This window comes from Ruminococcus sp. AF20-12LB (assembly GCF_003478985.1).
In the GTDB taxonomy this organism is placed as follows: domain Bacteria; phylum Bacillota; class Clostridia; order Lachnospirales; family Lachnospiraceae; genus Blautia_A.
In genome coordinates, this window is sequence record NZ_QUGH01000005.1 from 297,935 (window position 1) to 311,953 (window position 14,019).

Annotated in this window: 16 protein-coding genes; 2 read left to right on the plus strand and 14 right to left on the minus strand. The window is 43.8% G+C overall.

The features are described 5' to 3' along the window. Positions 1-4: 4 nt before the first annotated feature. On the minus strand, positions 5-187 hold the full coding sequence (locus DWX61_RS09020) for a CooT family nickel-binding protein (protein ID WP_118514481.1): 183 nt from the start codon (positions 185-187) through the stop codon (positions 5-7). A gap of 64 nt (positions 188-251) precedes the next feature. Beyond that, complete coding sequence (locus DWX61_RS09025; protein ID WP_118514483.1) at positions 252-644, minus strand: DUF8180 domain-containing protein; 393 nt, start codon at positions 642-644, stop codon at positions 252-254. A 346-nt stretch (positions 645-990) separates the two neighbouring features. Here DWX61_RS09025 and DWX61_RS09030 point away from each other — a divergent pair, with 346 nt between their 5' ends. Beyond that, positions 991-1,818, plus strand: coding sequence for an aldo/keto reductase (locus tag DWX61_RS09030; RefSeq protein WP_173753590.1), 828 nt, complete (start codon positions 991-993; stop codon positions 1,816-1,818). A 148-nt stretch (positions 1,819-1,966) separates the two neighbouring features. Here the strand turns inward: DWX61_RS09030 and DWX61_RS09035 are convergent, their stop codons facing one another. From DWX61_RS09035 to DWX61_RS09050, 4 genes are read right to left on the minus strand one after another with little or no spacing between them, the layout of a single operon-like run. Next, positions 1,967-2,983, minus strand: coding sequence for an NAD(P)H-dependent glycerol-3-phosphate dehydrogenase (locus DWX61_RS09035; RefSeq protein ID WP_118514485.1), 1,017 nt, complete (start codon positions 2,981-2,983; stop codon positions 1,967-1,969). Positions 2,984-2,995: 12 nt separating this feature from the next. Next, complete coding sequence (gene plsY / locus DWX61_RS09040; protein ID WP_118624902.1) at positions 2,996-3,643, minus strand: glycerol-3-phosphate 1-O-acyltransferase PlsY; 648 nt, start codon at positions 3,641-3,643, stop codon at positions 2,996-2,998. Between the two features lie 4 nt (positions 3,644-3,647). Further along, positions 3,648-4,973, minus strand: a complete 1,326-nt coding sequence (gene der / locus DWX61_RS09045) for a ribosome biogenesis GTPase Der (protein WP_118624904.1) — start codon at positions 4,971-4,973, stop codon at positions 3,648-3,650. After that, positions 4,936-6,321 carry a DUF512 domain-containing protein gene (locus DWX61_RS09050; protein ID WP_118514489.1) on the minus strand — a complete coding sequence of 462 codons (1,386 nt, stop codon included), beginning with the start codon at positions 6,319-6,321 and terminating at the stop codon, positions 4,936-4,938. The genes der and DWX61_RS09050 overlap by 38 nt, the downstream gene beginning before the upstream one ends. 144 nt (positions 6,322-6,465) lie before the next feature. On the opposite strand from DWX61_RS09050, the gene DWX61_RS09055 reads away from it, so the two are divergent. Beyond that, positions 6,466-7,638 (plus strand): ribose-phosphate pyrophosphokinase, encoded by a 1,173-nt coding sequence (locus DWX61_RS09055; RefSeq protein ID WP_059085936.1) that lies wholly within the window; start codon positions 6,466-6,468, stop codon positions 7,636-7,638. On the opposite strand, the gene pgeF is transcribed toward DWX61_RS09055, so the two are convergent. From pgeF to DWX61_RS09095, 8 genes are all read right to left on the minus strand, one after another. Continuing rightward, positions 7,625-8,470, minus strand: coding sequence for a peptidoglycan editing factor PgeF (gene pgeF, locus DWX61_RS09060; RefSeq protein ID WP_118369138.1), 846 nt, complete (start codon positions 8,468-8,470; stop codon positions 7,625-7,627). The genes DWX61_RS09055 and pgeF overlap by 14 nt on opposite strands. An 18-nt stretch (positions 8,471-8,488) precedes the next feature. Next, positions 8,489-8,848 (minus strand): YraN family protein, encoded by a 360-nt coding sequence (locus tag DWX61_RS09065; protein WP_118369136.1) that lies wholly within the window; start codon positions 8,846-8,848, stop codon positions 8,489-8,491. Positions 8,849-8,893: 45 nt separating this feature from the next. Beyond that, the gene (rnhB, locus tag DWX61_RS09070) at positions 8,894-9,649 is read right to left on the minus strand and encodes a ribonuclease HII (protein ID WP_118369134.1); all 756 of its coding nucleotides are present in this window, start codon (positions 9,647-9,649) and stop codon (positions 8,894-8,896) included. Next, complete coding sequence (gene ylqF / locus DWX61_RS09075) at positions 9,649-10,506, minus strand: ribosome biogenesis GTPase YlqF (protein WP_015525314.1); 858 nt, start codon at positions 10,504-10,506, stop codon at positions 9,649-9,651. The genes rnhB and ylqF overlap by 1 nt, the downstream gene beginning before the upstream one ends. 42 nt (positions 10,507-10,548) lie before the next feature. Further along, a complete protein-coding gene (gene lepB / locus DWX61_RS09080; protein WP_118369132.1) occupies positions 10,549-11,157 on the minus strand; it encodes a signal peptidase I in 609 nt (202 codons plus the stop codon). Between the two features lie 96 nt (positions 11,158-11,253). Then, positions 11,254-11,601: a 50S ribosomal protein L19 gene (gene rplS, locus DWX61_RS09085; protein WP_015525316.1), complete on the minus strand. Its 348-nt coding sequence runs from the start codon at positions 11,599-11,601 to the stop codon at positions 11,254-11,256. A 138-nt stretch (positions 11,602-11,739) separates the two neighbouring features. Then, positions 11,740-12,615: a methionyl aminopeptidase gene (locus DWX61_RS09090; protein WP_118369130.1), complete on the minus strand. Its 876-nt coding sequence runs from the start codon at positions 12,613-12,615 to the stop codon at positions 11,740-11,742. A gap of 324 nt (positions 12,616-12,939) precedes the next feature. Continuing rightward, the gene (locus DWX61_RS09095) at positions 12,940-13,638 is read right to left on the minus strand and encodes an energy-coupled thiamine transporter ThiT (RefSeq protein ID WP_118624906.1); all 699 of its coding nucleotides are present in this window, start codon (positions 13,636-13,638) and stop codon (positions 12,940-12,942) included. Between the last annotated feature and the right edge of the window lie 381 nt (positions 13,639-14,019).

Here is a 14,019-nt window from a genome sequence, read left to right on the forward strand (position 1 = left end):
CATATCAGTTACACTGCAGTTTCACGATGCTGTTTGCAAGATCCACCATAAGGATACTGCCTTCTACCTCACGCTCATCTCCCATGATATCACGAAGGATCAATTTATTTCCGTCTACATCGATCCGGCTTACATTCTTAAAAATTACAGAATTATCTTCTTCCTTATATACTGTTGCAAGACACATAATCATTCCTCCAAATAAGTGGCGTCATTTAACCACTATGCTGTCAAAACTATTCTGTCAGTTTTTATTTCAACTCTTCCTTAACAAGTGTAAGGGCAAGTCCAAGCCTCATATTACCTTTCTGAAAATCTGCTACTGCCTCTTTGATCGTCTTAGCAGCTGCATCCATGTTAAGCTTCTTAAGATTGTCAGCCATCTGATCAAGTTCTGCAGCATGATGCTCGTTATGCTGCAGCATATAGGTAAGAAGTGCTACAGTCTCATTCTTGCAGTCACCATTCTCACAGGAACCGCAGTGCCCATCACCGTGTGTATGACAATGGCTGTCTCCTTCCGCATGGCTGTGTGTATGGCTGTGAGTCACACCATCCTCATGGGTGTGCTCATGTGTATGTTCATGGCTATCTGCATGTCCATGCTGAACAAGATTGCCATTCTCATCTTTGATTAAATGCATAAATACCCCTTTCCTGTATCCGCCGTACGGACACTCTCATGACAAGAATTTATCAATTAAATTCATTATACATCTTTTCACTGTTATTATCAAGAAAATAATTATAAAAAATAGCCAAAATTATATGCTGTTTTTCCTATTTTTCCAAAAACTTTGACAGTAAATTAACTCGATTGTTTCATTTTTAACGAAGTTAGTTTCTTCAAACCATTACTCTTTACCCAATCTGCTTTCCTGGCCAAGTCTAAGCTTTATCACTTTTGTAATATAATTGATGTGATTCTTTCATATTTTTGTGCTATAATAGCAAAAGCATGGAAAGCAGAACATACAAGGAGGAATTATTTTGAAAAAAACTGTTTTTCTGAACAACGACAGAGAAATGCCTCTTCTGGGGCTTGGCGTATACAAGTTGCCCGATGACGTACAGGCCGAAGCAGCCGTCACATCTGCTATTTCCGCCGGCTACCGCATGATCGATACCGCTTCTGTTTATAAAAATGAAGAAAGCGTTGGACGTGCCATTGCCAAATGCGGAGTTCCCAGAAAGGATCTTTTCATCACCAGCAAGATCTGGAACAATGCGCAGCGTCTCGGCGATGTCCAGGGAGCATTTTCCCGTAGCCTCGACCGTCTGAAAGTCAGTTATGTAGATCTCTATCTGATACACTGGCCGGTTCCCGGCTGCTATTTAAGCACCTGGAAAGAGCTGGAATCCATTCTTGACTCCGGACGTGCTTTAAGTATCGGCGTCAGTAATTTTGATATCCGGCATCTGGAAGAGCTTCGTAAGATATCCGGGATTATTCCTGCTGTAAACCAGATCGAGTGCCATCCTTTGTGTTACCCTACTGAACTGATCGAATACTGCAAGGCTTTCGGTATTCAGGTACAGGCTTATGCTCCTCTGGCAAGAGGTGCATATTTTGATAATGATGTAATGTGTGTTCTGGGGACCAAATATGCCCGGACACCTGCTCAGATCGGACTTCGCTGGGCAATACAGAAGGGAATTTCTGTCATTCCGAAATCCATCAACCCGGAACGAATCCGTAGCAATGGAAACATCTTTGACTTCAATATCGAGGATGAAGATATGGCGATCATCGATACACTGAACGAAGATCTGCATACTTCTCATGTTCCGGAAGATCTCCGTGATATTCAGTTTTAATTTCCATAATAATGCAAAAAGATATCTGCCAGATTATAAGTGATCTCCTGGCAGATATCTTTTTTTCTTTTCACCTGATATGGTAATCCTATAATTCTGCGCTTAGTATTTCACATGTCTGAAACTGATAAATACTTGACTGATCCGCTCACGCATTTTCCCACGGAAGCATGGGCGTTTCCACTTTTTTATCACGCAGCATCAGGTCCATTACTGCTTCCGCTGCTGATTTTCCTTCAAACAGTACGCGGTTCACTTCCGTTATGATAGGCATCTCCACCTCATATTTCTCTGCAAGCTCTCTTGCAGCTCTTGCAGAATAAACGCCTTCCACAACCATCTGCACTTCTTTCATAGCTTCTTCCATCGTATATCCCTGGCCGATCAGGTATCCGGCCTTTCGATTACGGCTATGCTTACTTGCACAGGTCACGATCAGGTCTCCGATCCCGGACAGGCCGTAAAAGGTCTCCATCTGCGCACCCATTTTTTTGCCAAGTCTTCCTATCTCCGTGATTCCCCTGGTAATCAGTGCTGCCTTGGTATTATCTCCATATCCAAGGCCGTCGGCAGTACCTGCTGCCAGTGCGATCACATTTTTCAATGCTCCGCCAAGCTCTACCCCAAGAATATCCGGTGTTGTATACACACGGAACACAGGGCTCATAAAAATGCTCTGAAGGTATTCCGCAGTTTCCTGTGAATGTGCGCTGATCACACAGGTTGTAGGAAGTCCGCGTCCTACTTCTTCCGCATGGCTTGGACCGGAAAGTACGGCTACATTACCCTGCGGGATTTCTTCTTCGATCACCTCACTGAGTGTTTTCAGTGTCTTTTCCTCAATGCCTTTTGCAACATTGACAATCTTCTGATCCTTGCAGACAAACGGTGCCATCTTGTGTGCAGTACTCCGGATATACGGGGAAGCTACTGCCAGAACTGTTACATCCACGTCCTTAAGTGCACGCTCCATATCCGTCAGGACATCGATTTCATCCGGAAGCCGTACCCCCGGAAGCCTGTCAGGATTTTCTCTTTTTTCCCGGAGTTTCCGGGCATTCTCCGGTCTTGCTGACCAGAGAAGGACTTCATGGCCATTATTATGCAACAGGAGTGCCAGGGCTAATCCCCAGCTTCCCGAACCCAGTACGCTGATTTTTGCCATAAATCTTACCTCTTATTTTTTATTCTTACTGCTTAAAAACACCTTATTCTCTGTTCCATGAAACAGTCTTACAATGTTTGCCCTGTGTCTGTAGAACGCCATTGCTGTAAGAACTGCCATCACAATATAAAGCTCAACGGTATGCGGCTGATCCATCCCATATTTTCCCATATGCCCAAAAGCAAGGACCAGGATAAAAGCCACCGCATATGCACTGAGAGAGCAAAGCGATACATAATGTGTTGTAAAGAACAGCGCAAAAAAGACAACTGCACATACAATAAATATCCGCCAGTCAAAAGCAATGATCATGCCCACAGAAGCAGCAATTCCCTTTCCGCCACGAAATTCCATAGAAATCGGAAAATTGTGTCCAAGGATACATCCTAATGCCGCATAAAGGATAAGAAGCGGAAGGATACCATTCATGGAATTTCCATAAACCATTCTCACGATCGCAATAGCCAGTACACACTTCAGGCAGTCTCCCAGCAGGGTGATCGCTCCCGCCTTCTTTCCAAAGGTCCGGAAGGCATTCGTAGTACCAGCATTCCCGCTGCCATGCTTTCTGATATCTGTCTTGTGGATTTTTCCAATAATATAGCCTGTCTGAAAAAGCCCGCATGCATAACCGATAACAAGACAAATAATACGTTCCATACTTTTATTCCTTTTCCCCGCGCTCGCGGATAATAAATTTCAGAGAAGTTCCAGAAAATCCAAAAGCATCTCTGATCTTGTTCTCCAGATATCTTACATAGGAAAAATGCATCAGTTCCTTGTCATTGACAAAGATAACAAATGTCGGCGGTTTTACCGCAACCTGTGTCATATAGAAGATCTTCAGTCTTCTTCCTCTGTCAGACGGCGGCTGCTGAAGAGCGACTGCCTCAGAAAGGATCTCATTAAGAACACCTGTCTGGATACGGAGTGTCTGATTTTCGATAACTGTATCGATATTCTCGAAAAGCTTCGGAAGTCTCTGACCTGTTTTTGCAGAGATAAAGATGACCTGCGCGTATGGCATAAAGGAAAGGATCTGACGGATCTTTTCCGTATGCTTGTAGATGGTCTTGTCATTTTTCTCAATGGCATCCCATTTATTTACCGCTACGATAATACCCTTTCCTCTGTCATGAGCGATTCCTGCGATCTTAGCATCCTGCTCGGTAACACCCTCGGAGGCATCGATCACAACTACAACCACATCTGCGCGCTCTACAGCCGTCACAGTACGGATAACACTGTAACGCTCGATCTCTTCTTTTACCTTACCCTTGCGTCGAAGTCCTGCGGTATCGATAAAAATATAATCTTTTTTGTTCCAGGTAACCTTTGTGTCAATAGCATCACGTGTGGTTCCTGCAATATTAGATACGATCACACGCTCCTCTCCAAGAAGCTTATTGATCAGAGAAGATTTTCCCACGTTCGGCTTTCCTACAATGGCGATCTTCGGAATATCATCCTGATCTTCCTCTTCACTCTTATCCGGAAACTCTTTGATCACCTCATCCAGCATGTCTCCAAGGCCTTGTCTGTTAGCTGCGGAAATCGGGATCGGTTCTCCGATTCCAAGATTGTAAAACTCATATACATCCATCATATATTTCTGGTGGCTGTCTACCTTGTTAACTACAAGACGTACCGGCTTGCCGCTGCGGCGGAGCATGTCTGCCACCTTGGCATCGGAATCCACAAGGCCCTGGCGGACGTCTGTGATAAAAATGATCACGTCTGCCGTATCAATGGCGATCTGTGCCTGCTCTCTCATTCTGGAGAGGATGATATCGCTGCTGTCCGGCTCAATTCCACCTGTATCGATCAGGGTAAATGTCCTGTCAAGCCATGTGACATCTGCGTAAATCCTGTCACGGGTTACTCCCGGTGTATCCTTTACTATGGAAATATTGTCACCTGCCAGAGCGTTAAACAGAGTGGATTTGCCTACATTAGGCCTTCCCACTATTGCTACTACTGGTTTGCTCATAAATCTGTCTCCTTCTTGTTTGTTTATGTTCCGGAGGGTAGATCACGGCTTCCACCAGATCATGTCCTCCTGTGTCTACGATTACAATTTCTGTGTTCAGTGCTTCCGAAAGTTCTTCCAGTGTCATGTCATCCAGAAAAATCTCCTCATCGCCTTTCAGCATGCTGCATGGGATCAGAAGCTTCTCGCCAAGATCAAGACCGGAAAGCTGCTCTTTCAGATCCTGCCCGGTGATCAGACCGGACACTGTGATCTTTTCACCGAAAAAACGATTCTCGATGGTTGTGACCGAAATCTGCACATTGGGATATTTCTTCTGGATCTCTTTTATATGGCGTGCGATAAAAGGCGCCGCCAGTTTTCCTGTGGCGATCCTGCCTGTCACCTTACGGTCGTCACCGGAAAGCCCCTCCAGCGTTTCTTTTACTTCTGTTTCCAGAAGCCTGAGCATTCCCACACCATTCTCAAGCTGCAGATATCCATCATATTCATCCTCACAGGGAAGCTCCCTGTCTGCCAGAATATACCATTCGTCTGAAGCATGGATAAAATGGATCCCATATTTCTCCATCATGATCTTCTGCCAGCGTTCGATCTGCCCCAGGACTTTTTCAGCATCTTCCTTATTAAAGGGTTCCAGAGGATAAAGACCTTTTCTGTATTTGGTAAGTCCTACCGGTACAACAGAAACGCTCTGAAGGATCGGCGCATAAGCAGAAAGCTTTTCAAGGCTGTATTCCAGCTCGTCTCCGTCATTGACACCCTTACACAATACGATCTGTCCATTCATGGTGATTCCTGCATTGTACAGCATATCCACCTTATCCAGAGCCTTTCCTGCAAAACGGTTATGCAGCATTTTACACCTGAGTTCCGGATTCATTGCCTGGAACGAAATATTGATCGGTTCCAGATGATAGCGGATCACACGCTCAATATCCTTCTCACTCATATTGGTAAGCGTAACATAATTTCCCTGAAGGAAGGAAAGCCTGGAATCATCATCCTTAAAATACAGCGTCTCACGCATACCCGGCGGCATCTGGTCAATAAAACAGAACATACACTTATTTGAACAGGAGCGATAGTCATCCATCAGTCCTCCGTTCTCAAATTCTATTCCAAGGTCTTCCTCATATTCCTTCTCTACCTCCAGCTCCCACTCCTCGCCATCAGGCTTCTCTACCAGAAGCACCACGAGCTCTTCATTCATGAGATACCGGTAATCGAAGACATCTTCCACAGGCTGTCCGTTCACAGACACAAGTCTGTCTCCCGGCTCCAGCCCCAGCTCCTCGGCAATACTGTCGGGCAGCACCCTGGAAATCATATGCTTTCTTAATTTCATCATTATCTCCCTTTTCTATCCCGTATATAATAACAACTTTGCTCTTAAAAATCAACACTTTGAGAAAACACCTTGACTGACACGTGGGTCTGATGTTATAAATAGACTGAGAATTTTTAATGACATACACTTAGGAGGAATATTATGCCAAACATAGAATTGCTGGAAAAGTCTATGCCTGTTGCCCCGATCCGAATCGCCGCACTTGCCGGATGCCGCGAACTGGCCGAGGAGGTTGACAAAAAGCTGGTTAAATTCCGTAAAGAACTTGTAGCCGCCAAGAAATCCACCATCATCCCACAGGGATATGCAGAAAAATCTTTCCTTGTAGACTGCGAATGCCCACGTTTCGGAACCGGTGAAGGTAAAGGTTACATCAAGGAATCTGTCCGCGGAACAGACCTTTATATCATGGTAGATGTGACCAATTACAGTCTTACTTACAGCGTATGCGGTCATGAAAACCACATGTCTCCGGATGATCATTACCAGGATCTGAAGAGAATCATCTCCGCAGCCACCGGTAAAGCACACCGTATCAACGTTATCATGCCATTCCTTTACGAGGGACGTCAGCACAGACGCACCAAGAGAGAATCTCTTGACTGTGCACTTGCACTTCGCGAGTTAAGTGCCATGGGCGTTTCCAACATCATTACTTTTGACGCTCATGACCCACGTGTACAGAACTCTATTCCGCTGAAGGGCTTTGATAACTTTTTCCCCACATACCAGTTCCTGAAGGCTCTGGTCAAAAATGTCCCTGATTTCAAGCTTGACAATGATCATCTCATGATCATCAGCCCGGATGAAGGTGCTATGTCCCGTGCTGTATACTTCTCCAATATCCTTGGAGTCGATATGGGTATGTTCTACAAACGCCGTGATTACTCCACCGTTGTCAACGGAAAGAACCCGATCGTTGCTCACGAATTCCTCGGAGATTCCGTAGAGGGCAAGGACGTTGTCATCATCGACGATATGATCTCTTCCGGAGAAAGTATGCTGGATGTTGCCCGTCAGCTCAAAGAGCGTAAAGCCGGACGTGTATTCGTCTGCACAACCTACGGTCTGTTTACAGATGGCGTAGCCAAATTTGATGAATATTACGAAAAAGGCTGGCTGGACAGAGTCATCACAACCAACCTTAACTATCGTATTCCTGAGCTTCTTGACCGTCCATACTATATCGAAGCAAATATGAGCAAGTATCTTGCAAGTATCATCGATATCATCAATCATGATGTATCTGTCGAGAAGGTTCGTTCCAGCAACGAAAAGATCATGAATCTCATGAAAAAAGTCAACGAACAGTAATAAATGCTCCCAGGTTTCCACGTTTCCCGTGAGAAGCCCTGTGTGAGTAAAGAAAGAGCGGATTACAGCAGGTGCAGATGCCCGGCATTGAGATCCGCTCTTCTTTTATGCCTGCATCCAGAAAGATCCTCCTGTTCGCCTCCCACAGATTCAGCTGATATTTCCCATCTGGTTTTCTGTAAAAAAGCGCATCCCAGTATTTTTCTTCAAACGCCTCTCTAAACTGATCGATCACATCTTCACTGACTTCATAGCAATCCTGACAGATAGAAGGACCAATGGCTGCATAAAGCTCTGAAGGATCTGTCTGAAATTCCTCAGTCATCTTTTCCACCGTCGCTTTACCAATCTTTCCTACAGTACCTCTCCAGCCGGAATGAGAAAGTCCCACAGCTTTATGTAACGGATCTATAAAGAAAAGTGGTACACAGTCCGCATAAAACGTTGCCAGCACCAGTCCCGGCACATTGGTGATCATTCCGTCCACATCTGTATAAGGCCTTGGTTTTGTGATCCCATTTCCTCTGTCTTCTTCCGTGACCACACGTACATTGGTGGTATGTGTCTGATCAGAGGTTACGATATCTTCCATGGAAAATCCCATAGCATCAGAAAGTCTGCGATAATTTTCCCTCACCGCAGCCTCATCATCCCCTCTTGTGAAGCTTAAGTTCATAGATTCATAAATCCCCTGGCTTACTCCTCCCAGACGGGTACTGAAGCCATGTACGATCCCGGGAAATTTCTCAAAAGCAGGATATGTAAGCCAGGTAACCTCGTTCTTCTGATTTACATTCATTAGCTGTTTATCTTTATACCATTTTATTTTCATCTTATGTGACCAGTCCTTTCAACTGCAAAAATCAAAAGCATTTTTTATCCAGTGGATGTTCTCTCCATCAATTCCTACTACGTCAAAACGGCAGGGAGGCAGCTCCCGGTATCCATGGGCAATCAGATAAAACATTGCCACTTTGCTGATGATCCGCTGTTTTTCTCTCCCTACCGCTGAAAAAGGACTTCCACTCTTTCCGTTCTTTCTGTATTTCACTTCAATAAACACCAGATATCTTCCATCCTGCGCAACAAGATCGATCTCACCACTTCGGCAGCGAAAATTTCTTTCCTTGATCTGCAGCCCCTTTTCTGCCAGGAACGCTGCAGCAATTCCTTCATAATAGCTGCCCTTCTGTCTTCTATTTTCCTTCAGATAAACAAAACCTTTCTGTTTTTGATGTCGGTATCTTAAGTATTTTTATATAAAATGTGTGATAAATGTTTTTCTGTGTATCGGACTTGGTCCATATTTCTTCAGTGCTTCAATATGCGCTGCAGAACCATATCCTTTATTGGAGGCAAATCCGTATTCCGGAAGAACCTTATCATATTCTTCCATCATCCGGTCTCTGGTCACTTTGGCAACAATACTTGCTGCCGCAATGGATACACTTTTTGCATCACCTTTGATGATGGGTACCTGCGGAATCTGGATTTCCGGTATGGTAACCGCATCGTTCAAAAGCAGCTGTGGCTGTACAGAGAGCCTGCTCACTGCCTGACGCATTGCCTCATAGGTTGCCTGCAGGATATTGATCTCATCAATCCTCTCCGGACTTGCCATTCCGATTCCAACAGAAACTGCTCCCTCCAGGATCACATCGTACAATTCGTCTCTCTTCTTAGCTGTAAGCTTTTTAGAATCATTCAGCCATAAAATATTGCAGTCTTTCGGAAGGATCACCGCACAGGCGACAACCGGTCCGGCAAGAGGGCCTCTTCCTACCTCATCGATCCCACAAAGATATCCAAGATGCTCATATTCATGTTCATATTTCTTCATGCTCTCTGTACGTACACGCTCATCCTCCAACGCTTGAAGCTTTTTGTGATACTGCTGGATCAGTTTCTGTACACCGCTTCTCTCATCATTTTCATAATGACGAAAAAGGGCGTTATATTCGCCCTCCTTCGCTGACGCAAAACGCGCCTTGATATCTTTCATTGTTTCCATTACGCTTCCTCCGGTCCTTTTGGAAACTCCAGAGTCACTTTTCCCAGTTTTCCGGAACGAAATTCTTCCAGCAAAAGGCGGGATGCTTTTTCATAGTCAAGCTCTTCGCCCTTTTTCAGACATCCTCTTGCTTTTGCAACTGCAGTAAGGATATCCAGCGGTTTCAGCTCTTCTTCTACATTGTATCTCTCTCTGATCGCTGCCGGATAAAACTCCTGCAGATATCCGATCAGACCCAGGGCAAGTTCTTCAATATTCAGAATATCGTCCTTGATCGAACCGATATAGGCAAGACGCATTCCAACTTCCTGATCTTCAAATTTCGGCCAGAGAATTCCTGGGGTATCCAGAAGCTCCACACTTTTATTCAGACGTATCCACTGTTTTCCTTTTGTAACTCCTGGTTTATTACCGGTCTTGGCACAGGCTTTTCCTGCAAAGGTATTGATAAATGTTGATTTTCCAACATTAGGGATTCCTGCAACCATCGCACGTACCGGACGGTTTTTGATTCCTCGTCTCCGGTCTCTCTCTGTCTTTTCCTTACATGCCTCTGTGATCGCCGCAGAAACGGCCTTCATAGATCCCTTATTGCGGGAATCAATACTTACCGCATAGATTCCTTTTTCTTTGAAGTATTCCATCCAGGCACGGTTCTGTCTCTCATCGGCAAGATCTGCTTTGTTGAGAAGGATCATACGTGCCTTGTTTTTTCCCAGCTCATCAATATCCGGATTTCGGCTGGAAAGAGGAACTCTTGCATCTACAAGCTCAATGATCAGATCGATCAGCTTGATATCTTCCTGCATCTGACGCTTCGCCTTCGTCATATGGCCTGGATACCACTGTACGTTCATAATTCACCTCATTTATCTGTACTTTAATCTGTTTACTTTGATCTATTTTATAAAACCTATTTTATTTTTCGGAGAAACTGTAAACCAAACTTTCCCGATAATGTACTTCTTACTGATATTTCCGATATCGCTGAAGCGGCTGTCTTCACTGTTATTGCGATTATCACCAAGGACAAAATATTCCCCGCTTTCCAGAGTTATAGCACTATTCGCAAGTCCTCCATCTGTCATATCCTGATAAGCTCCGTTTTCTTCATAAACCTTGCCGTTGATATAGATCTTCCCGTCTTTAATCTGAACAGTCTCCCCGGGAAGGCCGATCACACGTCGGATATGCAGGGCTGCCGAATCACTGGCGCTTGTTTTAAAAACGATCACATCTCCACGTTTTGGTGAACTGATCTTATATAAAGCCCTGTTTACAAAAAACTTTTCACTTACAGAATACGTGGGTTCCATGGCACTTTCCTGCAATGTCACAGTCTGAAATGCAGAGATTGCAACCAGCACAGCAAAAACCAGGGTCACAATAATTTCAAATACCCACTTCACGATTCCTCTTGTCCTGTCATCACGAAGCTTCTCCCTTGCTTCGGAAACAGCTCTGTTTTCCTTCAGATTTTCAATATTTATCTTCTTATTTAATCCCATATTCTATCCCCTGTATGTGCTTTTACACGCATACGCACTGATGTAAAAAGAGGGACAATAGCAAATGTTATTGTCCCTGCCTCTTTACTTATGAAATTATTTTACAAGCTCTTTAACCTTAGCTGCTTTACCTACACGATCTCTCAGGTAGTTCAGTTTCGCACGGCGTACTTTACCATGACGGATAACCTCAACCTTAACTACATGTGGGGAATGAAGCGGCCATGTTTTCTCAACACCAACACCATTGGAGCTCTTTCTTACTGTGAAAGTCTCTCTTGTGCTTCCGCCCTGTCTCTTAAGTACTGTACCCTCGAAGATCTGAACACGCTCACGTGTACCCTCTTTGATCAGTGCATGTACTCTTACTGTGTCTCCTACGCGGAACTGCGGTACTTCAGCTTTCAGCTGAGCGGACTCAATGTTCTTAATAATTTCGTTCATTTCTTTCTCTCCTTAATTATACTGGATGTTCTTAATACACATATGGTAACAGAGGACCATCTTTTATCACAACATCTGTGATTATACACTAGATAACTTCTCATTGCAAGGACTTTTTTTCCGGATTTTCGAGGGCTTTTACCAGCAAAGGACCTCATGTCCTGTTTCTGTGACAAGGACCATGATCTCCCACTGTGCCGATGGCAATCCATCCTCTGTCCGCACTGTCCAGTCATCGATCTCATCTGTATAGATTTCATCAGATCCCATATTGACCATCGGTTCAATAGTAAAGATCATTCCCGGTACCATGAGTACACCTGAACCTTCCTTAGATGTGTAGCTTACCCATGGATCTTCATGAAACTCAAGACCTACACCATGTCCGCCAATTTCTCTCACAACTGTATAGCCGTTTTCCACTGCATGTTTGTGTACAGCACTTCCCATATTTCCGATCGGTGTCCATGGTTTTACCTGTTCAAGGCCAAGCTCTACGCATTCTTTTGTCACACGGACAAGCTTCTCCTTCTCCGGACTTACCTGCCCAATACAGAACATACGGGAGGAATCAGAAAAATATCCCTGATAAATGGTAGATACATCTACATTGACAATGTCACCTTCTTTTAAGACAATTTCTTCATCCGGGATTCCGTGGCATACTACCTCGTTGATAGATGTACATACACTTTTTGGAAAACCTTCATAATCAAGTGGTGCCGGAATTCCGCCATGACGTACTGTTTCTTCATGTACCCAGTCATCGATCTGCTGTGTCGTTACACCTGGTCCGATATGCTCTGCAACATAATCAAGAACTGCAACATTAATCTTGCAGCTCTCTTTGATCTTCTCGATCTGTGCAGGTGTCTTGATCAGATCATGGTCAAGAACTGCATACCCCTTCTTTTTCATGAGTTCCATTTTTTCATCAAATGCTTCATGACATTTTTTATATTTTTTTCCGCTTCCACACCAGCAGGGATCATTTCGTTCGATTTTTTTAGACATCTTTTTCCTCTCCTTTTCGCAACTGTATGGCTGCTTTTTCTTTTGTATTTTATATGTTCAGATATGTTATATCTGTCTGTAATATTTTAACTGAATCAAAGAAGTCTCCTATGTGGTTGCGAGAAACAATAAGCTGTGGGTGGAGACTTGCATTCATTCGTTTGAATGGGAAATTATTCCGCCTGATTATCATAGCACAACTTTCTTTAGGTGAAAAGTATTCTTTGTGTTTTTGGTTTGTTTTGTATAACTTTTTGTGATTTTTCAATAAAAAAAGATCGTAATAGCTTGAACGATCTCTTTTTATTTATGTGTCTGTATTAATTATTTTTCGGTGGCTGCAGATTGTCGGTTTCCACCAGTTGCCATTATTCGCATTCGCCCAAGTGCACTGGATACTGCCGGAATAGAAATCACTACGATCGTCAGTACACCTTCCAGAAGAATATAACTGTAATTATAAATGATCGGATACAAAGCTGTCAGAGACTTCGGAAAATTATCCGGCATATAATCCATCCAGTAAAGATATCCGCCAAGTGCATGGAATGCCCCTCTTGCCAGAATTGCTATTATGTATGCTTTAAGAAGACCATGTTTTCTGGATTTTGCAAATAATCCTGAAAGTCCCATGGCTCCAAATGCCAGAATGTAATCACAGCATACCTGAAAAAATGAAAGGACATATGGCTCCTGGAGGAACTGAAAAATCCCATATACAAGGCCGGTAAGAATTCCTACCTTAATGCCATACCAGTAACCGATCAGAACAATAAACAGCATACTGAACAAGGTCACAGATCCGCCAAATGGCAGTTTAAATATCTTAATGTAGGAAGTTACATATGCAAGTGCCAATGCTACTGCACAGGTAACCAGCTGCTGTGTGGTAAATTTTAATACAGATGTGTTTTTCTGAAGTAATACTGCTATCAGAATTATCAAAATCAGAACTGCAATAACAGCTACGACATATCCTGCCGTTGTTAGACCGCCTTCGGCAGTCACAAGAAAATTAAACATACTCTTTTCTCTCCTCCTTACGATGAAATTACCCCAATCAAGTTCAAAGGTCGAAGCCTACACCTCCTCACAGTCTGGTCAGGCTCCTTTGGTCTTACCTATTGTAGCATATGGAAAAGGAGATGTAAATGGTGGGAGATGTATGATCATATACAACAAAATCAGGAGAAAAATCCATGTACTGATTTTTCTCCTGATTTCCTCTTTCCCTTTGTACCTTAAAAACTACATACATGCTTGTTGATGGTTAATCTTTTTGTTGAATCAATTCTAACCTGCGTACCGATTCACCAGCGGAGGTTATCCCCGCTTCCTCGGCTTATTGGTCAAGCCCTCACCCGATTAGTAACAGTCAGCTCCATGTGTTACCACACTTCCACC

What these genes read in the sequence shown, in the direction of transcription:
- DWX61_RS09020 (WP_118514481.1), bottom strand. Translation starts at nt 187, where the DNA reads ATGTGTCTTGCAACAGTATATAAGGAAGAAGATAATTCTGTAATTTTT.
- DWX61_RS09025 (WP_118514483.1), bottom strand. Translation starts at nt 644, where the DNA reads ATGCATTTAATCAAAGATGAGAATGGCAATCTTGTTCAGCATGGACAT.
- DWX61_RS09035 (WP_118514485.1), bottom strand. Translation starts at nt 2,983, where the DNA reads ATGGCAAAAATCAGCGTACTGGGTTCGGGAAGCTGGGGATTAGCCCTG.
- plsY (WP_118624902.1), bottom strand. Translation starts at nt 3,643, where the DNA reads ATGGAACGTATTATTTGTCTTGTTATCGGTTATGCATGCGGGCTTTTT.
- der (WP_118624904.1), bottom strand. Translation starts at nt 4,973, where the DNA reads ATGAGCAAACCAGTAGTAGCAATAGTGGGAAGGCCTAATGTAGGCAAA.
- DWX61_RS09050 (WP_118514489.1), bottom strand. Translation starts at nt 6,321, where the DNA reads ATGAAATTAAGAAAGCATATGATTTCCAGGGTGCTGCCCGACAGTATT.
- DWX61_RS09055 (WP_059085936.1), top strand. Translation starts at nt 6,466, where the DNA reads ATGCCAAACATAGAATTGCTGGAAAAGTCTATGCCTGTTGCCCCGATC.
- pgeF (WP_118369138.1), bottom strand. Translation starts at nt 8,470, where the DNA reads ATGAAAATAAAATGGTATAAAGATAAACAGCTAATGAATGTAAATCAG.
- rnhB (WP_118369134.1), bottom strand. Translation starts at nt 9,649, where the DNA reads ATGGAAACAATGAAAGATATCAAGGCGCGTTTTGCGTCAGCGAAGGAG.
- ylqF (WP_015525314.1), bottom strand. Translation starts at nt 10,506, where the DNA reads ATGAACGTACAGTGGTATCCAGGCCATATGACGAAGGCGAAGCGTCAG.
- lepB (WP_118369132.1), bottom strand. Translation starts at nt 11,157, where the DNA reads ATGGGATTAAATAAGAAGATAAATATTGAAAATCTGAAGGAAAACAGA.
- rplS (WP_015525316.1), bottom strand. Translation starts at nt 11,601, where the DNA reads ATGAACGAAATTATTAAGAACATTGAGTCCGCTCAGCTGAAAGCTGAA.
- DWX61_RS09090 (WP_118369130.1), bottom strand. Translation starts at nt 12,615, where the DNA reads ATGTCTAAAAAAATCGAACGAAATGATCCCTGCTGGTGTGGAAGCGGA.
- DWX61_RS09095 (WP_118624906.1), bottom strand. Translation starts at nt 13,638, where the DNA reads ATGTTTAATTTTCTTGTGACTGCCGAAGGCGGTCTAACAACGGCAGGA.